At 48.9% G+C, this 23,210-nt stretch carries 23 protein-coding genes and 1 pseudogene; 4 read left to right on the plus strand and 20 right to left on the minus strand.

Annotation, left to right across the window (positions count from 1 at the left end; all coding sequences use genetic code 11):
• Nucleotides 1–72: 72 nt before the first annotated feature.
• A complete protein-coding gene (locus CW734_RS17610; RefSeq protein ID WP_101192024.1) occupies nt 73–687 on the minus strand; it encodes an NUDIX hydrolase in 615 nt (204 codons plus the stop codon).
• A gap of 153 nt (nt 688–840) precedes the next feature.
• On the opposite strand from CW734_RS17610, the gene CW734_RS17615 reads away from it, so the two are divergent.
• Nucleotides 841–1,599, plus strand: coding sequence for a purine nucleoside phosphorylase YfiH/LACC1 family protein (locus CW734_RS17615; RefSeq protein WP_101192025.1), 759 nt, complete (start codon nt 841–843; stop codon nt 1,597–1,599).
• A gap of 369 nt (nt 1,600–1,968) precedes the next feature.
• Here CW734_RS17615 and CW734_RS17620 read toward each other — a convergent pair whose 3' ends face one another.
• On the minus strand, nt 1,969–5,118 hold the full coding sequence (locus CW734_RS17620) for a DEAD/DEAH box helicase (protein ID WP_232787127.1): 3,150 nt from the start codon (nt 5,116–5,118) through the stop codon (nt 1,969–1,971).
• A 124-nt stretch (nt 5,119–5,242) separates the two neighbouring features.
• Between CW734_RS17620 and CW734_RS17625 the strand changes: the two genes are divergently transcribed.
• Nucleotides 5,243–5,692 carry an SRPBCC family protein gene (locus CW734_RS17625; protein WP_101192026.1) on the plus strand — a complete coding sequence of 150 codons (450 nt, stop codon included), beginning with the start codon at nt 5,243–5,245 and terminating at the stop codon, nt 5,690–5,692.
• 444 nt (nt 5,693–6,136) lie between these two features.
• Nucleotides 6,137–6,673 carry an ECF transporter S component gene (locus tag CW734_RS17630; protein WP_058382354.1) on the plus strand — a complete coding sequence of 179 codons (537 nt, stop codon included), beginning with the start codon at nt 6,137–6,139 and terminating at the stop codon, nt 6,671–6,673.
• A gap of 37 nt (nt 6,674–6,710) precedes the next feature.
• Here the strand turns inward: CW734_RS17630 and CW734_RS17635 are convergent, their stop codons facing one another.
• From CW734_RS17635 to CW734_RS17675, 9 genes are all read right to left on the minus strand, one after another.
• Nucleotides 6,711–7,127 (minus strand): GNAT family N-acetyltransferase, encoded by a 417-nt coding sequence (locus CW734_RS17635; RefSeq protein WP_101192027.1) that lies wholly within the window; start codon nt 7,125–7,127, stop codon nt 6,711–6,713.
• An 86-nt stretch (nt 7,128–7,213) separates the two neighbouring features.
• Complete coding sequence (gene mqo, locus CW734_RS17640) at nt 7,214–8,743, minus strand: malate dehydrogenase (quinone) (protein WP_101192028.1); 1,530 nt, start codon at nt 8,741–8,743, stop codon at nt 7,214–7,216.
• 311 nt (nt 8,744–9,054) lie between these two features.
• Nucleotides 9,055–9,312, minus strand: coding sequence for a hypothetical protein (locus CW734_RS17645; protein ID WP_101192029.1), 258 nt, complete (start codon nt 9,310–9,312; stop codon nt 9,055–9,057).
• A 93-nt stretch (nt 9,313–9,405) separates the two neighbouring features.
• Nucleotides 9,406–9,969: a DNA-3-methyladenine glycosylase I gene (locus CW734_RS17650; RefSeq protein WP_101192030.1), complete on the minus strand. Its 564-nt coding sequence runs from the start codon at nt 9,967–9,969 to the stop codon at nt 9,406–9,408.
• Between the two features lie 62 nt (nt 9,970–10,031).
• Entirely contained in the window at nt 10,032–10,232 is a 201-nt protein-coding gene (locus CW734_RS17655) for a hypothetical protein (RefSeq protein WP_058382350.1), read from the minus strand.
• 39 nt (nt 10,233–10,271) lie between these two features.
• On the minus strand, nt 10,272–10,478 hold the full coding sequence (locus CW734_RS17660; RefSeq protein ID WP_101192031.1) for a hypothetical protein: 207 nt from the start codon (nt 10,476–10,478) through the stop codon (nt 10,272–10,274).
• 187 nt (nt 10,479–10,665) lie between these two features.
• Entirely contained in the window at nt 10,666–10,890 is a 225-nt protein-coding gene (locus tag CW734_RS17665) for a hypothetical protein (protein WP_101192032.1), read from the minus strand.
• A gap of 35 nt (nt 10,891–10,925) precedes the next feature.
• Nucleotides 10,926–11,165 (minus strand): hypothetical protein, encoded by a 240-nt coding sequence (locus CW734_RS17670; protein ID WP_101192033.1) that lies wholly within the window; start codon nt 11,163–11,165, stop codon nt 10,926–10,928.
• A gap of 179 nt (nt 11,166–11,344) precedes the next feature.
• Nucleotides 11,345–11,689, minus strand: a complete 345-nt coding sequence (locus CW734_RS17675) for a DUF6176 family protein (RefSeq protein ID WP_101192034.1) — start codon at nt 11,687–11,689, stop codon at nt 11,345–11,347.
• 184 nt (nt 11,690–11,873) lie between these two features.
• On the opposite strand from CW734_RS17675, the gene CW734_RS17680 reads away from it, so the two are divergent.
• Nucleotides 11,874–12,806, plus strand: coding sequence for an iron-hydroxamate ABC transporter substrate-binding protein (locus CW734_RS17680; RefSeq protein ID WP_101192035.1), 933 nt, complete (start codon nt 11,874–11,876; stop codon nt 12,804–12,806).
• Nucleotides 12,807–12,874: 68 nt separating this feature from the next.
• Here the strand turns inward: CW734_RS17680 and CW734_RS17685 are convergent, their stop codons facing one another.
• The 9 genes and pseudogenes from CW734_RS17685 to katG form a co-directional block, all read right to left on the minus strand.
• On the minus strand, nt 12,875–13,045 hold the full coding sequence (locus tag CW734_RS17685) for a Fe3+ hydroxamate ABC transporter substrate-binding protein (RefSeq protein WP_101192036.1): 171 nt from the start codon (nt 13,043–13,045) through the stop codon (nt 12,875–12,877).
• A gap of 22 nt (nt 13,046–13,067) precedes the next feature.
• A complete protein-coding gene (locus CW734_RS17690; protein ID WP_101192037.1) occupies nt 13,068–13,622 on the minus strand; it encodes a hypothetical protein in 555 nt (184 codons plus the stop codon).
• Between the two features lie 167 nt (nt 13,623–13,789).
• Nucleotides 13,790–14,869 (minus strand): M42 family metallopeptidase, encoded by a 1,080-nt coding sequence (locus CW734_RS17695; RefSeq protein ID WP_101192038.1) that lies wholly within the window; start codon nt 14,867–14,869, stop codon nt 13,790–13,792.
• An 18-nt stretch (nt 14,870–14,887) separates the two neighbouring features.
• On the minus strand, nt 14,888–16,516 hold the full coding sequence (locus CW734_RS17700) for an ABC transporter substrate-binding protein (RefSeq protein WP_232787128.1): 1,629 nt from the start codon (nt 16,514–16,516) through the stop codon (nt 14,888–14,890).
• Between the two features lie 202 nt (nt 16,517–16,718).
• Nucleotides 16,719–17,207: an LURP-one-related/scramblase family protein gene (locus CW734_RS17705; RefSeq protein WP_101192040.1), complete on the minus strand. Its 489-nt coding sequence runs from the start codon at nt 17,205–17,207 to the stop codon at nt 16,719–16,721.
• 88 nt (nt 17,208–17,295) lie between these two features.
• The gene (locus CW734_RS17710) at nt 17,296–17,862 is read right to left on the minus strand and encodes a DUF4256 domain-containing protein (RefSeq protein WP_101192041.1); all 567 of its coding nucleotides are present in this window, start codon (nt 17,860–17,862) and stop codon (nt 17,296–17,298) included.
• A 186-nt stretch (nt 17,863–18,048) separates the two neighbouring features.
• Nucleotides 18,049–19,611, minus strand: coding sequence for a histidine kinase N-terminal 7TM domain-containing diguanylate cyclase (locus CW734_RS17715; RefSeq protein WP_101192042.1), 1,563 nt, complete (start codon nt 19,609–19,611; stop codon nt 18,049–18,051).
• Nucleotides 19,612–19,923: 312 nt separating this feature from the next.
• A complete protein-coding gene (locus CW734_RS17720; protein ID WP_101192043.1) occupies nt 19,924–20,607 on the minus strand; it encodes a hypothetical protein in 684 nt (227 codons plus the stop codon).
• Nucleotides 20,608–20,727: 120 nt separating this feature from the next.
• Nucleotides 20,728–23,063: pseudogene (gene katG / locus CW734_RS17725) on the minus strand (catalase/peroxidase HPI).
• Nucleotides 23,064–23,210: the final 147 nt, after the last annotated feature.

A 23,210-nucleotide genomic window follows, 5' to 3' on the forward strand; every position in this document is an offset into this window, starting at 1 on the left:
GAATAATTATACACACATTTCCACGTACTGAAAAGGCTGTTCATCAAATTCGCCAAATATCGGCCAATCGGCTCAGCGGATCAATTCCATGAAATGCATGAGAATCTTTGCCGTTAATCCCCAAATGACGCGGTCTTCGTATAAATAGAAGAATTCATCCACTTGCCGCGCACGCCAGCTGTAGTTTTCGCCGCCGGCAATCAAGTCATACGGAAAACTTTCCTCCGGCTGAATATCGAAATCAATGCGGTACACGCGCGGCTCGTTTTCAAGGAAAAACTTCAGCGGCACCGTGAAGACGCTGTCGACTTCAGGCGGATTCGGCTTAAAATCCGTGTCAGGATCGATAAAGCCCGCAAACGAATAGACAATCATGCCAAACGGCGAGACGATGTAATCGAGCGGAAACACATTGCTGATCGCCTCTTTGCGGATGCCAAGCTCTTCCATCGTTTCACGCAAAGCTGTTTCTTCCTCATCTTCATCCCCGTGATCGATGCGCCCACCCGGAAAACAAATCTCCCCAGGCTGGCGCCTCATTTCAAACGAACGCACTTCAAACAGGATATGGACGCCGTCTTCTTTTTCAATCAATGGGAGAAGAATCGCATATTTCGAGAAATCCCGGTTGCCGAGTACTTCAGGCACCCGCCCTTTGACTTTTTCCAAAATCTTTTCCGGTTCCATGCCATCACCTCGACTTTCTTTCTTCCTATCTTACCAAATAATCGAAGTGCCCGGCCTTTCAATCGCTCCGGAAAGATGAAAAATCCGAATTCCCTTGCCATCTATTGGCGAACGCACTGCGCCTTCGCTACAATGGGAGCGGAGGGGATAGACTTGAACCGAAAAACATATATCGACAACGATTCCTATATCGCGGGCATGACCATAAAAGACCCGCAAACGAGCGGCGATAATAACTTGGCGCTCCACGCCGGAACCCATCGCGAGCATTCACTCGAAAACCGGGAAGCTTTGCTTGCTTCACTTGGCCACACCCTCGATGAACTTGTCTGCGCCAATCAAACCCACAGCAAGCATTTCCGAAAAGTGACCCGTGCAGATGCAGGCAAAGGCGCCCGCATTCTAGACGATGCGATTGCGGATACCGATGCGCTCTATACGCGCGATACAGGACTCGTGCTCTCGAGTTTTGCCGCTGATTGCGTGCCCGTAACTTTCTATCACGTAACGGAAGAGTTGGTCGGTGCCGTACATTCCGGATGGCAAGGAACCGTAAAGGAACTCGTGCCGCACTTGTTTGCCCATTTAACCGCCAATGAAAACTGCGCGCCGGAAGGATTCCGCGTCCAGATCGGCATGTCGCTCAGCCAGGAGAAATTTGAAGTGGATGAAGACGTCTACGTGAAATTCAAAGCACTCGGCTATGCCGACCCGTTCATCGAATTCAACGAAGAAACCGGGAAATACCATATCGACAATCAACTCACGGTCAAAACCCAGCTGGAACGCGCAGGCATTCCAGCCGAATATATCGACATCGACCGAAGCTGCACCTTCAAGAGTCCAGACGGCTTTTCCTACCGCGAAGACAGACAATGCGGCCGCCATATGGCTTATATCGTCAAGAAATAGCAAAAAGCTCTTCCGCATAGGGAGAGCTTTTTATAATAACTATTTGAACTGACGATCGACTGGATTATCGGTTTTTACATCCTGCTTTAAGAGAGATACAATAACTTCCTACTCTTAAACTAGAGACGGAGCGGAAATGGCTGACTCCTGGGGGACCGTGCGGGCTGGCGAGACAAATGTGCCATGCTCTTCGGCACATTGGCTCAACACCCGCCCCATTCCCGGGCAGCTGAAAACGCGACGTCCTGTCGCATCAGCTGCATGACTCGCATCCTGCGAGCCCAAAGCAGCCATTGAAGCGCAGTCTATTAGCACTGGCTATGCACACTGGCTTCAACTACCAGACGGTATAATTCATCAATTATATCTTCAAATCATCAAAATCTCCCGAATGTCCTCTTCACTCATCGATTGCACGGCTTCTGAACCGGATTGGATCATCTCATCCACCAAATCCTGCTTGCGCAGCTGCAGGTCGTACATCTTCTCTTCAATCGTTCCTTTCGCCACTAAACGCAGCACTTGCACTTCCCGCTTCTGCCCCATCCGGTGTGCTCGGTCCGCTGCCTGCTGTTCGACGGCCGGGTTCCACCACAAATCATACAGGATGACCGTATCGGCCCCCGTCAAATTGAGCCCGGTCCCGCCCGCTTTCAAGGAAATCAAAAACAGGTCCTCCTCGCCTTCGTTAAAGCGGTCGCATAATTCCACGCGCTCTTTTGGCGGCGTCGAGCCATCTAAATAGAAATACGACCTTCCTGAGCGCAAGAGCGACTGGCCGATGATATTGAGCATGCCCGTAAACTGTGAGAACACCAGCACACGGCGGCCGGTCAAGCGCGCCTCTTCCAGGATTTCCAGCAATTGCTCGAACTTCGCCGAGCCACCGGAGTAGTCTTCCACAAACAATGATGGGTGGCAGCATAATTGCCGCAGACGCGTCAGTCCCGCAAGAATGCGGATGCGGTTTTTGCGCATGCTATTGTCGCGCAGATGCTTCAAGGCTTCATGACGCAGTTCCGCGAGATACGCCGTGTACAGTTTCTTCTGCTCTTCGTGGAGTTCGGAATGTTCGATGCGCTCGATCTTTTGCGGCACTTCCCCAAGCACTTCCGCTTTCGTCCGGCGCAACAGGAACGGCCGCACGCGCTTGGCGATATCGGCGTTGCGCAGTTCCGCAAACTGGCTGCGGTCCGGAAGCAGCGCCGGAAAGACGACGTGGAAAATCGACCACAATTCATCGAGCGAGTTTTCAATCGGCGTCCCAGTGAGCGCGAACCGATGCCGTGCGTTCAGCTCTTTCACGGCTTTGGCGGTTTGAGTCGCCGGATTTTTAAAAGCTTGCGCTTCATCGAAGAAAATCGTATGGAAGGTCCAATCTTTATATGCCCCCCGGTCCATCCGCAGCGCCGGATAAGAAGTGATATACACATCACCGGGCTCTTTCAAGGCTTGCGTCCGCTTTGCTTTCGGGCCGTCGACGATGACCGTCTGGATCTCCGGTGCAAAGCGCTCGAATTCGGCTTGCCAATTGTACATGAGCGAAGAAGGCGCAACGATCAGCGCCGGTTCATCGCTCTTGCGGATGTCTTCCAGCACCGATTGCACAAAAGCGATGCTCTGGACGGTTTTTCCGAGTCCCATCTCATCTGCCAATATGCCGCCGAATCCGTACTTCGCCAGCAAACGGAACCAGCTGAAGCCGCGTTTTTGATAATCCCTTAAAATGCCTTCAAAATGCGCCGGCAATTGTTGTGATTGCGTCCACGGATGGTGCAGCTCTTTCAGCAAGCGCGCAAATTCCGTCCCTGTCTCCGATAATTCGTGCTGTTCGAGGCTCCCGGCAAGCCGCATGCCTTCCAGCAGCGGAATGCGCTGAACGCGTTCAAAATTATCTTCATCGATGTTCATGACAGCCAAATACTCCTCAAACGCCGCCATGCCCGGAGTTTCAAGCGACATTAACGTACCGTTAGGGATGCGAAAATAGCGCTTTTTCTCCCGAATGGCGCGGATAATCCCCCGTAATTCTTCTTCCGGTATGCCCCCGAGATCAAAGCGGAACTCCAGCCAATCGGTCCGGTCTTTCGGCAGATTGACACGGATTTTCGGCCCCGGCAAGGTTTTTTGGATGCGCATTTTCACCGAAGTTGTCGCATAGACCTCGAGCCATTCTTCGAGCAGCGGCACCGTATCGTAAAGGAAATCATATTCCGCTTCTTCGTCCTGGAGATAGAAACCGCCGTCCGTTTTCGTCAGCCGCCCCGACGCCATCAAGTCCATGATGGCCCGTTCTTTTTCGAGCTGGCGGAACACACCAGGATACTGCCGGTATGTTCCGTCGGGCTCTTCGCACGGATTGATGATGAGCTGTCCGTAATGAAATTCAAGTCCTGCAAGCAGTCGGCTGCGCACGCGATCGAGATACAGTTTCGCGCGCAGCGGCGTTTCCCCGATTTTCTCAATCGCCTTTTCAGTCACGATGACCGGCCCGAGCTTTTCCAGCCCCGGCAAGACGACTTTCATCATATGGGCGACTTGGCTTTCCTCGACCGCCAGCTCCTCGCCTGCCCCTTGCATCAATTCCTGCAAGCCTGAGAGACGCTTCATATCGGCACTGGCCGGCTGGACAATCGATTCTTCCGTCAAGGCGACGCCGTACTTCGGAAAAATTTGAAAACGCTCCAAACCACGGACGATCAAGCGGTATCCGCTAGTGCCGTGGTCTAGTCGAAACGACACTGGCAGTGTATCCGTTACGTGAAATGGCAGCACTTCCCCGAGTGGATTTTCAAATTTGGCATGCGTTATTTCGCGCAACAATGGCAACAAGCGCTCCCAATCGCTTGCGGAAACGAGCAATTTTCCGTTTTCATCCGGCTGGGGATTGCTTTTATCGAGCACTTGAAGCAGCTCCAGGACCGGTTGTTCGAGTGCATGGCGGCTTGGGTCGTATGGAATCGCTGCGGTCTCCTCGTATTGGCCATTCGACAGGGCCGAGACGAAACGCAGGGGATCCCTTACATTTTTCAAGATGGCCGTGCCGCTCCGGAACGTCAGTACCAATTGCTCTTTGCCTCCACTGCGTATGGCTGCTTCCACGTGATACGGCACGCGCCGGTCGAAGCGATGCAGCCGGGCAGAAGGCTTGTCGTCTTCTTCAAACAAGCCGAACATCTGCTCAGCTAGTGGACGCTCCCGTTGGCCAAGCTCTTCCGCGGCGATCATCACCGCTGCAATGTGATGGCAATATGTATGGATGAATCCGACAGGCGGGCAGCTGCATTCTGCATGAATGGTCCCGGCTTGTGAACGGGTTAGCTCGACGTAGAATGAGCTGCGCCCTTCGACAATAGCTGTTATGGACTGGTCATTGGCTTCTGTGATATTGACTTTTCCGGCCATTTGAAACGCTTGGCCTTTTTTATAGGCAGCCTGGCCGCATAATTTGCGGATATGTTTATCGCTGATCCAAAATTCCATAGCGGCCCCTTTCTTCTGCGTGATGATGTCGTACATTCATTATCCGGCATGCCGCGTTCGTCTTCAAGCGGAGGCGCTTTACATAGCATGTGCTTTCAACTTATAATAGACTTAATTTTCAGATATTAATTGATAGCTTGATTCCAAGGGGGAGATAGCAATGGCTCGTGCCCATCAAAGCATATTCATCCAAGCGCCGATCGACGAAGTGTTCCAGTTCGCCAAGAAACCCGGAAACTGGACGAGTTTTTACAATCATTTATCTAAACCGGAAAGAATCGAAGGCACCGGCGAAGCAGGCACTGAAGTCGAGACGGTATTTTCCATTGTCGGCTTGCGCTTCCCGGTGACAATCAATGTGGTGCGCTGTGAACGCAGTGGCGAGGAAGGATTTTGGGAAGGCATCATCACCGGCAGCTTTATCGCCCACCAAAAGAGCCATTACCGTTCGATGGAAGGCGGAACGGAAGCGGTCTTCGAACTGGAAATCGATCTGCCCGACAGCGCTTTCGACCGTTTTACCGAGCGATTGGTCTACGACCGGCTGGAGAAGAACACACTTCGCCATACGCTTGAAAATCTCAAAGCGACTTGTGAATTGGAGCGGTGAACCCTAGTTGCCCAAAGGATAAATCAACTGAGCTTGGAAAGAAACTAGCGATCATCACTGGCTCGCTTATTGAACTAATTGAAAACCCGTATGCTAAATTCCGGCATACGGGTTTTTTGGGCATTAAAAAACACCCCGCATAAATGCGGGATGTATCGATAGCTGCGGCGTATCAGGCCACGCTCCACAACGTGTTCCATAAAGGAATGCCTGTCCGTCTTATGCAGCTTAGCTCATCGCGTAGTTAACAATAGCCTATACACCATGCCCTGTCAACTCCAAAAATCCGAAGCCTCTACCTCTTCCTTTAAAACTGACCCCTAAAAATTATTCAGAATTGATACTTTTAACTAGGTCAATTACTTGCTACAGTAGTTCAAAACTACACGGCATTGCTGGAGGGCCTTGCGCCTGGCGGATGTCCAAGAAAGAAGGAATCGTTTCATGCAAAAAACTACGACTTATTCCAGTTCCAAAACCTATGATTTGATCATCACTTCGATGCTCATCGCACTTGTTTTTGTGGCAACGATGTTGCTCAACATCCGCCTGCCGATTGCGGCAAATGGCGGACTGGTCCACCTTGGCACGACGATGCTGTTCACGGCAGCCCTGTTGTTCGGGCCGAAAAAAGGCGCCATCGCCGGAGCAGTCGGAATGGGGCTCTTCGATTTAGTATCAGGCTGGACGCTATGGGCACCGATCACCATCATCGCACGCGGCTTGCAAGGCTACCTGGTCGGGAAAATCGCCTGGTCGGGCGGGCGCGGCGGCGAAAGCCTTGGATTCAACATCCTGGCTGCGGCGCTTTCCATTCCGGTCATGGTCGCTATCTACTATATCGGTGAAGCGATTATCTTCAGCAGCTGGATCATTCCGGCAGCCTCCATTCCAGGAAACCTGGTGCAAAACGCAGTCGGATTGGCACTCGCCATTCCAGTTGTTGCAGCGTTGAAGAAAACACCTTACTTCAGAAATTAATAAAATGCCACTCCTGACATTTCAGGAGCGGCATTTTTTATTTGCGAAGTGATTTTCTGAATCCATAAAAAGGCTGGAACCCATTGCCTTCGTAAAAAGAACTCGACGAGCTGGAGGCTAGAAGATCGATTCTTGTATCTGGGTGCAACGCGTGCACAAAATCCAGTAACTTTTTCCCAGCCCCGCATCCTCTAAAGGGTTGAGCTACAAGCAGTTCGCTAATATACGTGCTGACAGAGCCGTCGGTGACTCCTCTTATATAAGCTATGAGCCCCTGGTCTTGTGATTCTGCCACATAAGCGATGTTCAAGTTTTTCCACGCTTCTTTTGTTTGGATATTTTTCTCCACCAGACCTGTCCATCCTTGTTGTTGGTTCAACCGTTGGATGTGCTCCAAATCTTTTTCTTCGTAGCTTCGGATCGTAATCTCCAGCGCATCCCCTGCCTGTGCCATATAAATGCCTCCTGCCGAAATAGTTTAATTGCTTTTCAAAGCTTGCAAAAAAACCGCCAAGATTGCTCTCGGCGGTTTTCTCTTCATTAAATTTGCGGTGTTAAATCTTCCGGCGCATGGTCGGCCGGTTTCACTTCATTCAAATCCAGCGTTTCTGCTGTGTATTTATGCACATGTTTCAATAGCTCTTCGTTGTTCATCAAGGATTTGCCGTAGGACGGAATCATTTCCTTGATCTGTGGCTCCCATTTTGCAAGGTCTTCAGGGAAGCAGCGTGCGAGCACGTCGAGCATGACATGGACCGCTGTCGATGCACCCGGAGATGCACCAAGAAGCGCAGAGATCGTGCCGTCTGCTGAGCTGACGACTTCCGTGCCGAATTGCAGCGTGCCTTTGCCGCCTGCGTCGGTATCTTTGATGACCTGAACGCGTTGTCCTGCGACAACGAGCTCCCAGTCATCGCTTTTCGCAGCCGGAATGAATTCGCGCAGTTCTTCCATGCGCTGTTCTTTCGACTGGATGACTTGCTGGATCAGGTATTGTGTCAGCGACAAGTTTTTCGCTCCGCCTGACAGCATCGTCAATACGTTATTCGGCTTGACGGATGCCACCAAGTCCATATAAGAGCCGGTTTTCAGGAACTTCGGCGTAAAGCCTGCGAACGGCCCGAACAACAAGGATTTCTTGTCGTCGATAAAGCGGGTATCCAAGTGAGGCACGGACATCGGCGGTGCGCCGACTTTCGCTTTGCCGTAAACTTTCGCGTGATGCTGTTCGATGACTTCCGGGTTTTTGCAGACCATGAACAGGCCGCTGACCGGGAATCCGCCGATATGCTTGGATTCCGGGATGCCGGATTTTTGGAGCAAGTGGATGCTTGCACCGCCGCCGCCAATAAAGACGAACTTCGCTGTGTGTACATCGAGTTTGCCGGTCTCCAAGTTTTTAACTTTCAGCAACCAACGGCCATCTTTCATTTGTTTCAAATCCTGCACCACGTGGCGGTAATGGACATTAACGTCTTCTTTTACGAGACGGTCGAACAGCATGCGCGTCAAAGCGCCGAAGTTTACGTCCGTGCCCGTATCGATTTTCGTCGCAGCGATCGGCTCATTGTCCTGGCGGTTCGCCATGATCAATGGCATCCATTCTTTCAGCACTTCCGGGTCGTCGGAAAATTCCATGCCTGTAAAGAGCGGGTTTTCAATCATTGCGTCAAAACGTTTTTTCAGGAAACGGATATTGTCTTCGCCTTGCACCATGCTGATGTGCGGAAGCGGGCGAATGAAGTCTTCCGGGTTTTTCAACAATCCGGTTTTCACGAGATGGGACCAGAACTGGGCCGATACCTGGAATTGTTCGTTGACGTCAATGGCTTTGCTGATATCCATCGTGCCGTCCGGTTTTTCTTTCGTATAGTTCAATTCACAAAGGGCTGCGTGGCCAGTACCGGCATTGTTCCATTCGTTTGAACTTTCTTCGCCTGGGCTCGACAATTTCTCGAACACATTGATTTTCATGTCTGGAGATAATTCTTTTAGGAGAATCCCCAGAGTCGCACTCATAATACCAGCACCGATTAAGATTACATCTGTATCAGTTTCTCTATTGCTCATGTATACCTTCCTTTTCTACGCAAGTATTAGCGGCTTTCGAGTCCACCGCTTCCGTGTTAAATCCATCATCTATTGTATGCCTGTGTGACACAAAATTTCTACTACTAACGGACAATTATAAACCATTTTGCGTAAGGATTAAAGAAAATAAGCCTTTTGTGCAAAGCCATGAGATGAAAAAGCAGATTCCTGCACTGAAGGCGCGTAATCCCCCTTCGAACGAGCAGCTTAGTCTATTCCGCAATCTGCGCCCATGCAAAAAGAGACCGTCATTGCGACGGTCTCTACAGAGTCTTCGTTGCCATTGAATTTCACCAGCTTGGCTTGGAAGCGAATTTCTTGTAAAGGGCAAGCAGGCACCAGAACAGCAGGGCCGTGGCGAGAAAACTGGCCACGTACCCGATCGGGGAAACGGCATAACCGAATGATACTTCCGACTGCAGCACATGCTCATTCGCCCATAACGCTTCGATATTCGGCTGGTACAGCATCGTTTTCGCATATCCGACCGTAAATGTAATAACCCAATACAAAAGATGGACCATTACGGCCCCGCTGCTGCCTGGCATATCAGCTTCATCCCGCTCACCCCTTTTTCCATATTTTAGCATAAAAATGGAAGTGCGCCTATATAGAATTCCAACTGTTCCCAATTTTTTTATTTATGTTCGGTTCGCGCTGTGGAACGGGCAGCTGATTATATGATCGTCGACCATTCCTATTGCCTGAAGAAACGAATAGCTCGTGACCGGGCCGACGAATTTAAAGCCGCGTTTTTTCAAATCTTTGCTGAGCTTTACCGACAATTCCGATTGGGCGGGAATCTGCCCGTCTGATTGCCATTCGTTGATCACCGCTTGGCCGTCTGTGAAACTCCATAGATACTCGGCAAAACTCGCGAATTCGGATTGGATTTCCTTCACCGCCCGTGCATTCGTGCGCACGGATTGGAGCTTGGCACCGTGTTTGATCACGCCGTATTGCTCCTTGATCTCAGCAAGCGCTTCATCCGTCAATGCGGCGCAATAATCTATATCGAAATTGTGAAAAGCGTCTTTGTAGCTATCGCGTTTTGACAGCACGATCTGCCAGGACAAGCCTGCTTGGGCGCCTTCCAAGCTCAGCATTTCAAATAAATAACGTTCATCGCGGCTCGGCCGGCACCATTCTTCGTTGTGGTAGGCTTGCATCCGTTCGTCGCTTTTTGGCCATTCGCATTGCGCCATTGGAGCACCTCTTCCTGTTTTTTTTATGATGAAAAAAAGAAGCGGCAATCCTTCCCGCTTCTTTACCGATGATCGTCTTCCGGCGTTTCCCGGTCCTCTACTTTGACGCTTTTTACAGGCGTTTGTTGATTCGGCACATCATCCACTTTATTGGACTTGCTCTTTTTCAGCATCACAAGGATACTGCCGACCAAAAGCCCGGTAATGAGCAGAAAAAGGCCAAAGATGATGAGCGCCACCGTAATCCCACCAGGCATTTCCATTTTTATTTCCCCCTTTCGCTATCGTTCCTTAGGTTCTGTTCATTGTTCATTCTCCAGTTTTTTAACGCGCAATTCCAGTGCCTTGATGCGCTTTTGCAAATCCGTTTCATCCGACTGCAGCTTTTTGTTCTTGTTGGCCGCTGATTTTACGGCAGCTACTACCAGCACGATCGCCAAAATGAAAAAGCCCAGAAGGAAGAACGTTGCAATGATATCGCCTATATTGAACATCATCATATTATCCACAATTCATATCCCCTTCCAATCTTGGTGTAAACTTCTACAAACTTTACAGAAAACCCTTTTATCGCGGCATGCAGTCAATATTAAAAGCCGCTTTCATAAATCCCCTTGAAATTAAAATTCATTCAACTCACTAAAAAGCCGAAACCCTCACGAAGGGCTTCGGCTTTTTAGTGTTCAAGCGACGTGTCTATCGCATCATTTCGTTAACGAAATACAGCTGATAAACAGCAGGCAGCAATAACGCGACGGTTAAACAAATCACGGCCGCGATTTTCGATTGTTTGCGTACGCGCCCATCTTCCGATTTCAATTGCTCGAAAAACGTTAACGTAAAGTAAAAGCTGGCCACAAACAAAAGGGCTGAAACGATGCCCATCCAACTGCCCATTCCAAACATCCCAATATTCGACATCCCGCTCCCCCATTTCATACCTGATTAGGCCTTCGTTAAGTCGCCAAGAACAAGTTTTGCCATGAGACAGTCAATAAAAACAGCGAAATGACCACGAAAGCATAACCCCAGAATTCTTTTTGGTTTTTCTCGATCCGTTCGAATCCTGCAACGAGCATGAACAATCCCGCGAGCAGCATGACGAGCGGCGTCAAAACCAATTTTTCGGTAAATAATGTATAGCTTCCTATTCCGATAACACTTAATTGAAGGATAATCCGAATTATTTTCAGCATCGCTATTCCCCATTCTTACGCAACTGCTCCAATGCGTATTGGCGCATCCGGGCAGTCTATAAATTCCCATTTTTTTCATCCTATCATTTTTAAGGAATCAAAGGAATATGAAGATGGAAATTTGAGGAAATAGATAGTCGTTTTCATAAAAAAGAACGCGGCTCCTGCTTTAGCCCGCCTTATTTCATATGATTTCGGATATGGCGGGGAATCATGACCGCTTCGACCGATAAATCGACCGCTTCGAAGTCTGGATCGATGCATTCCTGCCAGTACGCCATGTGTTTTTCGTCAATCCAATGCGTTGAGGTTTCCACCGCCTGCCCGCCTTCCCCCTGCACCGAATACCAATACAAATACTCAGCCCCATCCAGCGTTTCCCGGAAAATGGTCTCGACGTACATGTTCTCCCCTTCCAAGGTCACAAGGACTTCCTCCATATGATTGTTCAAGAACTTTAGCCATTCATCTACCACTTCCGACTTTCCTTTTTTCACGCGAAACCGCGTCAATTCAACATTCACCTAAACCACTTCCTTCGAAGTTTTTTAAAATTGCTCAAGATGGCAGAAAACAACAAGCTTGGCGAAATTATCTTCCATAAGTTTATTGACAATACACGAGTAGCGAAGTAGGATAAAACAAGAATCTAATTGAAAATGATTATCATTATTGATTGATCATTCTCGATCAAAGGAGAAGAAGAACTTGAAAAAATCAGGATTATTGTTCGTGCTTTTATTGTTACTGGCCGTACTCGCCGCTTGTGGCTCTGCTGAATCGTCAGAAGATACAGGCGCTGCAGAACCGGAACAAGATGCAGCAGCGGAGACATTTATATACGAATCGGAAACAGGCGCCGTTGAAGTGCCGACAGACCCGCAGCGCATTATCGCCTTGACGAACGGGCCGAATGTCTTGGCGCTTGAAGGCAATATCGTCGGCATCGACGAATGGACCAATGCCAACCCGCTTTTTGAAGATATGCTGTCCGATGTGGAAATCGTCACGGAAGACAATCTGGAGAAAATCATCGAATTGGATCCGGACCTCATCATTGCAGGCACACACATGAAAAATCTCGACAAGATGAGCGAAATTGCACCGACCGTTGCTTTCACGTGGGGCAAACTCGGTTATTTGGATCAGCAAGTCGAAATCGGCAAATTGCTCAATAAAGAACAGGAAGCGACAGATTGGGTCGCTGATTTCCAAAACCGCGCACAAGCTGCCGGTGAAGAAATCCGCGCCAAAATCGGTGAAGACGCCACTGTTTCGGTCATCGAAAGCGGCAATAAGGAATTCTATGTATTCGGTGATAATTACGCACGCGGCACCGAAATTCTCTATCAGGAAATGGGCTTGAACATGCCGGAAAAAGTCGAGGAACTTGCCCTTGAAGCAGGCGTCCACACCTTCTCGCTCGAAGTATTGCCTGACTTTGCAGGGGATTACGTCGTCCTCAGCAAAAATCCGGATGTCGACAACTCATTCATGGAAACCGATGTCTGGAACAATATCCCTGCCGTAAGCGAAGAGCGCGTCATTGAAATCAATACGAAAGCTTCGACGTACAGCGACCCGATCACCCTGGACCATCTGCTCGGTATCTTTGAAGAAGGATTCCTTGCCGGTAATTAAGCCATTTGAAAGCCCCCGTCCGAACGGACTTCCACACCCCCCGGAAGCCGTTCGGACGGGGGCTTTCGTTATGTTTTGCTTTTGGCGCATGCATCACACGTAAACTTGCCCTCTAGTTTTAAATACGCTTTGACCTCCGCGAACCCTTTGCGCTTCGGATAGCGCATCTGGATATGCACTACTTCATCGCCTTCGATTTCCCTGCCGCACACTTGGCATTTCGGTGCTTGATTGAACATCATCATCCCTCCCACTTGATGGTTATTGTTTTAAGCGTTCCGATAAGCCTTGGTCGTCCGTATAAGTGAACTTGCCGATTTTGCCTTCCTGGACAGTCGAGAATAGCACGACGCCTCCCACTTCAGCACGCTGCTCTTTTCCGCCTTTTTTCTGAAACACCACTTCTGCCGTGAACAGGTAGCGGTTCGCCACCGTCTCGCTCAACTCGATGTCTACATCTTCCAGGCGCAGCTCGTAGCCGTAAATATCAGCCAACCCCGGAAAATAGGTACCGAATACCCGCATGAACTGATCCAATTCGTTGTCAGTGAAATAGGCTCCGTATTTGTCGTCCACTTGCTGTTCAAATGCCTCATTCACTTCGACGCCGTCCACGATTTGTTTGTTGGCAGGATTCCACATCGCCTCTAAAAACTCCTCGTCCGGCCCGTTGAATTGCAGCTCCAATACGCGCTCAATCGTCTCCATTTTTGGGTCGTCCGCTTTCGCCGCCATACACCCGCACACGGTAAACAATGCCGCGAGCACGGCCAGCCCAGCCAACGCCAATTTCAGTTTGCTTGCTCCTTTCTGCATTCCGACCATCTCCTTTGTTTATACTACGAAATAACTAGAGTTAAGTTTCAATTTTCTGGCATATAAGGGAGTTGTTTCGAAATGGCTTTTATATCTAAAAACCGAAAAACGCCTTTCAGTCCACTCCCCCTAAGGTTCGCAAGCTGAAAGGCGTTTCTGGAATCCTATTAGGTATCCAGGAAGCTTTTTCCGTTTAATTCATTCGACGATAAAATAAAGTGTTTCACCAACTCCACTGTGTGATCCAAATCTTCCAGGTCCACGATTTCAATCGGTGTATGCGTATAACGGGAAGGAATGGAGACGACGCCGGACGAGACGCCTTTATGTGTCATATGGATCGCCCCAGCATCTGTGCCGATGCCCATAAAGATTTCCTGTTGATACGGGATCGCTTGCTCGGTGGCCACTTTTTCCAACAGCCCCGTCACCAAAGGATGCGAAATCAAAGATTTATCCGTAATCTTAATGCACGGCCCAGCGCCCAGTTTTCGGGTGCCGGTCATGAGCACATCATTCGTGTCGCTCGTCGGCGTTGTATCGATCGCCAAAGCGAAATCCGGCTGCAGGTTTGCGCTTAAGACGGAAGCACCGCGCAGCCCGACCTCTTCCTGTACAGTGAAGGCGAAATGGATATCGCCATGGGCCAAATCGGCTGCTTGATGGAATTCATTGATCAACTCCATCAAGACGGCACAACCGGCACGGTCATCCAAGGCTTTTCCGACGACGCGGTTTTGCTTGGCATCGCCGATCAGCTTCAATTCGCTGCCGTAACTCACCGGCTGGCCGACTCTGACGCCCATTTGCGCAACTTCTTCAGGCGAAGCCGCTCCGATATCGATATACAGCTCCCTGTGCGAAGCGATGCGCTTCGGGTCGTCCCATTTCACGTAATGGACAGCGAGTGTTCCGATCACGCCTTGAATATAGCCGTCATCGCCTTTGACCGTCACCGGCTGGGCCAACAAGGTGCGGTTATCGAATCCGCCGAGCTGTTCAAAGCGCAGCGTGCCATTCGCTTCGACTTTTTTGACGATAAAGCCGACTTCATCCGAATGCGCGGCAAGCAGAATCGACGGCAAGGAAGCATCCGTCGCCGGAATTGTCGCGATGATGTTGCCGAGCGAGTCCACTTCGCAAGACGCCACTTTCCCTTCTATTTCAGCCTTGATATAGCGTTGTACATCTTGCTCGAAGCCGCTTGGCCCCACCAATCCACATAAATCCTTCAATACTTTATACACAATTGCTCAACTCCATGCTTAGTTTGATAAGTACACATCGGTCATTAAATCGTTGCTCATCGGATGCGGGTTGTAATCTTCCACATAATCACTTTGTGCCAAAGGCGGTGTCGTATAAGCGAGCATCACCCACGGGGCGTCTTCCTGGAACAATTGCTGGGCTTCCTGGTACAGCTCTGTCCGCTTGTCCTGGTCAATCGTTTCACGTGCTTCTGTAATTAAGGACGTGAATTCGTCGCTCTTATAAAACGCGATGTTTTGTGCCGGCACTTCGGCGTTTGTTTTGCTGAGGTTCGGATACAGGAAGTTGTCCGGATCGGCCATAACCCCAGTCCAGCCATACATGGCCATGCTGTGCTTGCCGTTCTTTGTGTCTTCCAAATAAGTGGCCCATTCCGACGACACGATTTCTGCCGTGATGCCGATTTCAGCCAAGTCCGATTGGATCGCTTCCGCAATTTTCATCGGTTCTGGCAAATACGGGCGCGGGTTGCTCATCGTATGCAGTTCCGTTGTAAAGCCGTCTTCGAAGCCAGCTTCCGCCAATAGTTTTTTCGCTTCTTCTATATTGTAATCGTATTTCTCCAGCGATTCGTCGTGGCTCCAGAGAGACGGTGGCAACGGGCTTGTTGCCGGGTCTGCCAATCCGTTGTAAAAGGCATCGACAATTTCCTCTTTATCGATGGCCATATTGATGGCTTTTCGCACCAAGGGGTCATCGAATGGCTCTTTTTCCATATTGAACGCCATATAGCCGATATTGAAACTTGGCCGTTTGATCAGCTCAATGCCTTCCGTGTCTTCAACAATCGTCGTATCGCTTGCATTCATCCCGTCCACAATATCGATTTCCCCAGTCTGCAAAGCATTCAAGCGAGCAGAGTTCTCGGGAATGACTTGGTAGATGACTTGGTCGAGATAAGGCTTCCCTTCCATCCAATAGTCTTCATTTTTGGACAGCGCGATGGTGTTATTGCGGTTCCATTCCTCAAACTTGAACGGGCCGGTTCCGACTGGGTTCTCGCCGATGCCAGCGCCGTGCTGTTCGATCGCTGCAGGGCTTGCAATCCCGAACATGGAAATCGCCAAATAGCTAAGGAACGGTGCGGTTTTTCTCTTCAATACAATTTCAAGTTCGTATTCGCCGGTCGCTGTCACTGATTCAATCAGGTGGTTTTCGTCTCCTTTAAACCCGCCGTACAGGAATGGATAATAAGGAAAATCCCCTTCATGGTACGGGTTTTCCGGATCCATCCAGCGCTCGAAATTAAAGACGACGGCGTCTGCGTTAAAATCGGTGCCGTCATGGAACTTCACGCCTTCGCGCAACTGGAATGTCCAAGTCAAACCATCCTCGCTCGAACTGTATTCAGTCGCGAGTTTCGGCTGAAGCTCCAAATTATGGTCATACTCCAAGAGTGTTTCATATATATTGTGCGTGACCCGGATCGATTCGCCGTCTGTCACATTGATCGGATCCAAACTGACCGAATCGGCGCCGCGCCCATAAACCAAGGTCCCGCCGCTTTTCTCGTCTTCAGATGCAGTGCCGCCACCACTTTCCGTATTGTCGCTGGAACATCCAGCCAATAATACGATTCCGAATGCGATGAAAAAATAAAATAATTGACGAATTTTCTTTTCCAACCGGCTTCCGCCTCCTTTTTTTCGCTCTCTTTCTCTAGCACAGTAAAGTTTTAGAGAAAACAAGATACGTCCAAGTATAAAGTTATTGGAATTGATTTTCAAATCTATTTTTTCAGAATTTTGTTTATATGCATCAAAAAAAACACCCACTTATGCAGTGAGTGTCGCAGGCTATCATCAACTTAATCATTATAATCGGTCGTCAGCTTGAAGCAGCCGCTGCCTGGTCCGCTTTTACGCAATCGATGGCCACGACGAGCGAAATGATCAGATGCTCCATCGTTTCATCGAGGATGTCTACTTGATACGTGTCTCCCCAGCTGAGCCATTGCTTGCTTACCGAACCGATGACTTGTCCGTGCCGAAGGATATCGAAGGTCATTTCCCACCAATTCCCCTGAACATCGATACCTTCCGCTTCAATGGCATAGCGCGGCTTTAAAAAAGTGAACTCTTTCTTGATCATGACTGCTTCCTGCCCGTCCACTTCCACAAAGAAAGTCGGCAAGAAACTGAAGGTCTTTTTCGTGATAAGCCCGATTTCCTGGTTTTCTGCATCCAAGATCGAAAAGGTCTTCGGTATTTTCAAAAAACTGCCTTCCACGAAATACTGATCCTGTTCTTGTTCGTCTTTCACTGTGAACTTCTCGCTCAAACTGAACACTTTTTGTTTGATGTAGAGTTGCTTCATAATAACTTCCTTTCTATTTTTCGCTGTTATGATCTCTACTTACTTCCAAGCCCATCCGTTTTGTTCCACGTGAAACATCTTCAAATTCTTACACTTTTAAAATTCCCCTGAACCCTCTTGCGGCGTAATAGGAATCCGCTCCGTTATGATAAACAAACACCTGACCATACCTGCAATCGCCAAAAATCGCCCCGCCTCGTTCCCGGATTTCCTGAGGCGTCTCGAGCCAACTCGAAGTCTTCAAATCGAACTCTCCCAATTTCTGAAGGAGCCTGTACTGGTCTTCTGTCAATAATTCAATGCCGATTTCAGCTGCCCTGTCGACTGCCGAACTTTCGGGTTTGTTCTTTTTACGCGATTCAAGCGCCGCCCGGTCATAGCAAAGGCTTCTGCGTCCTGCAGGGCTTTCTTTTGAACAATCGCAAAACAAGAACATCCCGGTCTCTGCTTCATAGCCGATCACATCCGGTTCGCCGCCGGTTTCTTCCATTTGATGCAAAACCTCTAAGTTCTCCGGGTTTTCGTCCAGCTTCAGCAGGACATTGTCCCAGCCCATCTTCTCGTGGCGCTGCTCGTTTTGTTCAAAGCGCTGTTTCAAGGTTTCGAGCAAATTTCGGCTTTGCTCTTCGGTTAATTGCTTTTTACCGGCACACATTTGAAAACCTCCTATCCAAAAGTTGATGGTTATTGAGAATCCGTTCTATTATCTGTCTTCTTCCTTACTTTTGACATACTGAGTGATTTCTCCTGCTTATCGGGCCTTTCGAGAAGTGCGAATTTTTAGGGACATCAAAAGGCATCGTTTATGAATTCACTTCATAAACGATGCCTTGTTCTTATTTCACTTAATGGATTCCATTATTTCTTTGTATACAGCTACTTGATCTCTTCCGTTTTGCTTTGCTGCATAAAGGGCAAGATCCGCTTTCTTCAAAAGCTGCTGCAAGCTTCCGTCCTTGCTTTGGGCAACGCCTATGCTCACTGTGGCTGAAATCATTCCTTCGGCTGTGACGAGTGGATGCGACTGCAAATAGCCCCTTAGTTCATTGCCTACTTGCTCCGCTTGCCCCACTGTAACTCCTTTCAACGCCAGAACAAACTCCTCGCCGCCGTATCGGGCAAAAATCTGCCCTTGCTGCAATTTGTTTCGGCAAATTCGCGCGATATGGACAAGCACTTGGTCGCCTATGTCATGTCCATGAGTATCATTGATCGCTTTAAAATGATCGATATCCATGAGAATGACTGAAAAAGGATCGGAACTCCCTTTAGCGGCTGCAAAATCCTGTTCGCATTGCCGCAGGAAAGCGCGTCTGTTATAAACTTGTGTCAGTTCGTCGTAAAAGGCTTGATGCTCCAATTGCTGCTGCAGTTTTTTCAATTCGGTCACGTCTGTGAAAATAAGCAGTAAGCCTTCACTGCTGCCCCCATGCTTCATGGTCGATGCACTAATTTGGTAGATGCGCTCCGAATGCCCGATTACTGCTTGAACTTCCTGGCCATCTGCCATGCTCCCCAATTCAACAGGAAACCGCTCCCCTGTCAGGCGCGGCCATATCCTTTGAAATTCCATGCCATACATAGGCTGATCCAAAAGCGGGAAATTGTTTTTCGCAGCCCGGTTAAACTCTATCAACCGGTGGGACTTATCAAGCACAATGACGCCATCTTTGATGTTATTGAAAATGATGTCTTTCGCCACCGGCATAATCGCAAACAAGGTCGATGAGCTGATCGCCCAAAAATATAAAAGAGACGATAGCCATAGCACCATCGGAACCGGGTCCAGGCCGCTCGGCGTCACGCCAACCAAATACAGAAAGGAAGTCAGCATCGGCAGCAATTGCCCGAACAATAAAGCGATTAGCTGCCGACGATAGGTACGTGCCGTATCCTTCCACTTCGAAAGCAAAAGAATAAAAGCCACGAACATGCAGGAGAAAATATATAGGCCGTGGACAGCATACCAGGTCCCGATTTCCTGGTAGATAAACGGCATGCCCATTACGGGATCTGCTTCAAATACACGGTAGTGCAGCCCATGCCAATCGTTGGTGATGACCATCAGCAAGGTAATGAACGGCACGATCAATAAGGACCAAAACCCAGCCCTCGTCACGTTGATTCCCAAGTAGCGCATGATGAACAGCAAACCCAAAGGGGCAGAGAGCGGCATGCCGATGTATTGGATAACAGTCCAAAACTTCATCTGACCGAGTGTCGCTGCAGTCAACGCCATACCGGCACCGAAGCAATAGATGCCGATTGCCGCGGTATAGAGCAGGAAATAACGAGCAATTTCCGGATAATTATGGCGCTTGCGGAAAACGTATATAAGTAAAAACAGGATAAATACAGTCGACATACAAATTAAGGTAAGGTATACCATCAGCGGGGAATGCACGGAAGACACCCCTCTTTCACTCTTTTATTCATAATGTAGCATAATCTAACTGAGAAATATTGAAAAATATAACCAAATAAAAAGAAATTTTTTACTGCGAACAGAAGAGTTATAAGCGCATAAGTCCACTTCCCTATTTTTCTATTTTCGTTGGATGGACCTGATGATTTCCCGGATCGTTTTTGGTGAATCTTTTCACTAAAAAAAATGACTTCGGCCATTGCCGAAGTCATTTCATAGCTGCAAAACACCTTTCTCAAGGCTCTTCAATTGCCATTGAAGCAGGATTTTTCAGCATTCCTTGAAATTTTCTTACTTGCTTCTTATTATCACTATATCCACTACCGGACCATCTTCTGTTTCAGCAGAATACGTGATTTTGTAATTCTCGACGTAATAGATATTGAGATAGTATTGGGTTTCCGACTGGTCGTACCCTACCTCTCCTTTCGCCCCCAGTATCTCATCGATTTCTTCGAAAGTCATGCCAACTCGGGTATCGAAGACCGAGACGTCAGGATTGCCAACCAAAAATCCTTTAGCGTTATTATCATCATCCAGGAAATAACCGTCTTTCTCTTTAAACATGACGAGCCGGCTCCCGAGGAAGTAGTCATCATAAGTTGGTTCGCCGTAATGGGCAATTAAATCGTCCAGCGGCGTGCCAAGCGGCATCGGCATGGTGATGCCCTGCTGGTCTTCAGGCACTGCTTGTTCTTCTGCATCAGTCGCAGCAGTTTCAGCTTCCGCCCCTTCTTCTGCTTCTTCCGCTGTCTCTTCAGTCTCTTCAGTCTCTTCAGCCTCTTCTGTTTCATCTTCCGATTGTTCCGTTTCACCGGATCCATCCGATGCGGTTGTTGTCTGCACTTCGGCTTGTTCACTTTCTGCTTGCTGTTCGGCGATGGTGTCTGCCGTTCCACACCCCGCTATAAACAAAGCCGAGCCAAGAATCCCTGCACTTAAACTCTTTTTATAGAAACTTTTTCTTTTCGGCAATACAATCCTCTCCTTACCATTTTTGAACTGAATCCAGTGGCTGCGACGCGTCTGGTGTCCAATACCCTGCTCTAAGGTGAGTGCTCTTATTTCCAGTTTATCATTAAAATAAACAAGAAATTACATTTTTCTGAAATCTATTGCTGTCTGACAAATGGAGCCCATAAAAACTGGCCAGCAAAATGCTGGCCAGTCAGTGTCTGATTTAGTTCTGCAAATCGTATGGCGATCGGCATTCATAACTTTGTTCCATGCTTTAACGAAGTCACGGACGAATTTCTCTTTGTTGTCGTCTTGTGCATAAACTTCCGAAATCGCACGCAGGATGGAGTTAGAGCCGAATACGAGGTCAATGCGCGTCGCAGTGCCGGCTGTTTCGCCAGTCACACGGTTTTGCCTTCGTATTTATTGAACTCTACAGGTGCCCATTCGATGTCCATATCCAATAGCTTCGTGAAGAAGTCGTTAGTCAAGACGCCGACGTTGTCAGTCAAGACGCCTGCAGTAGAACCTTCATGGTTTGCGCCAAGTGCACGCATACCGCCGACAAGAACTGTCATTTCCGGAGCTGTCAGGCCAAGCAATTGTGCTTTATCCAACAGCATTTCTTCCGGGCTTGTTGCATATTCTTTCTTATGGTAGTTTCTGAAACCGTCGGATAGCGGCTCAAGCACTTTGAAGCTTTCAGCGTCGGTTTGCTCTTCAAGAGCGTCTCCGCGGCCTTGTGTGAATGGAACTTCGATATCGAAACCGGCTGCTTTGACCGCTTGTTCGATCGCTGCGTTACCGCCGAGGACGATCAAGTCAGCGATGCTTACTTTGTCGCCTGTTTCTGCTTTCAAATGCTCATAGAAGTAAAGCACTTTTTCCAATTCTTCCGGCTCGTTGGCATCCCAGCTGCGCTGTGGTGCAAAGCGGATGCGCGCACCGTTTGCTCCGCCGCGCTTGTCGGAACCGCGGAATGTGCTGGCAGAAGCCCAAGCTGCTTTGACGAGCTGCTGTGGGTTGATGCCGCTTTCCAGGATTTTCGCTTTCAGTTCAGCCAATTCCTTGTCTTTCAACGTTCCTGGAGCTGCTGGTACTGGATCCTGCCAGATCAACTCTTCTTCTGGAACTTCTGGTCCCCAGTAGCGGACTTTCGGGCCCATGTCGCGGTGAAGAAGTTTGAACCATGCACGCGCGAACGCATCTTGGAACTCTTCCATGTTTTCGTAGAAACGGCGGGAAATTTTTTCATATTCCGGATCTACGCGAAGCGCCATATCGGCAGTCGTCATCATCGTTTTCACTTTGATGGAAGAATCTTCTGCATCCGGTGCCATCTGCTCTTCAGATAGGTCTACTGCTGTCCATTGGTAAGCGCCGGCAGGAGATTTCGTCAATTCCCACTCATAGCCTAGCAATTGCTCGTAATAGCCGTTATCCCATTGGATCGGGTTGGCAGTCCAAGCGCCTTCGATACCGCTTGAAATCGTGTCGCGGCCTTTTCCTGAGCCGTATGAACTCTTCCAGCCAAGCCCCATGTTTTCCATGACTGCCGCTTCCGGATCGTCGCTTACGTTGGAAGGATCTCCAGCGCCGTGCGCTTTACCGAATGTGTGGCCGCCTGCGATCAAGGCAACTGTTTCTTCGTCGTTCATTCCCATGCGCGCGAAAGTCTCACGGATGTCCACTGCACTTGCAAGCGGATCCGGTTTGCCATTCGGGCCTTCCGGATCCACATAAATCAAGCCCATTACAACTGCTGCAAGAGGTTCTTCTAATTCACGATCTCCAGAATAACGGTTATCCGACAACCATTCTTTTTCGTTGCCCCAATAGACATCTTCTTCAGGTGCCCAAATATCTTCGCGGCCTGCGCCGAATCCGAAAGTTTTGAAGCCCATCGATTCCAGTGCTACGTTTCCTGTCAAGACGAGCAAGTCAGCCCATGAGATTTTGTTTCCGTATTTTTTCTTGATCGGCCATAGTAAACGGCGTGCTTTGTCCAAGTTGACGTTATCCGGCCAGCTGTTAAGCGGCGCGAAACGCTGGTTGCCGGTAGAACCACCTCCACGGCCGTCCAATGTACGGTAAGTACCTGCGGCATGCCATGACATGCGGATGAACAATCCGCCGTAATGGCCATAATCCGCCGGCCACCATTCCTGGCTATTGGTCATCAAGTCGCGAAGATCTTGTTTTAATGCATCGTAATCCAATTTGTCGAATTCTGCTTGGTAATCAAATTCTTCCCCTAGAGGGTTCGATTTCGTGTCATGCTGGTGCAGAATATTGACATTCAACATATTCGGCCACCAGTCTTTATTTTGCGTTTTGCCTGGCTTGTTCGAAGTCGTGATGGCGCTGTCCTGGTGACCGCCCGTCTGGCTCGTCGGCTGTTGCCCGCCGGCGCCCGTAAATGGGCATTGTGCATCTGATGCAGCTGTGTGGCGCTTTTGTTCGTTGTTATCCATCTTGTAAAAACCTCCCAATTGATAATGAAAAAAGGTGAACTTCTATCCAACACGCATGTTGTTGGGTATTGCCAATTGCATGTAATAATTCTTACATTAGAATTATACTAAACTAGAGAACAGCTGAACAGCAATATAGATAAAAAT

Origin of the sequence: Planococcus sp. MB-3u-03 (assembly GCF_002833405.1) — a bacterium.
In the GTDB taxonomy this organism is placed as follows: Bacteria; Bacillota; Bacilli; order Bacillales_A; family Planococcaceae; genus Planococcus.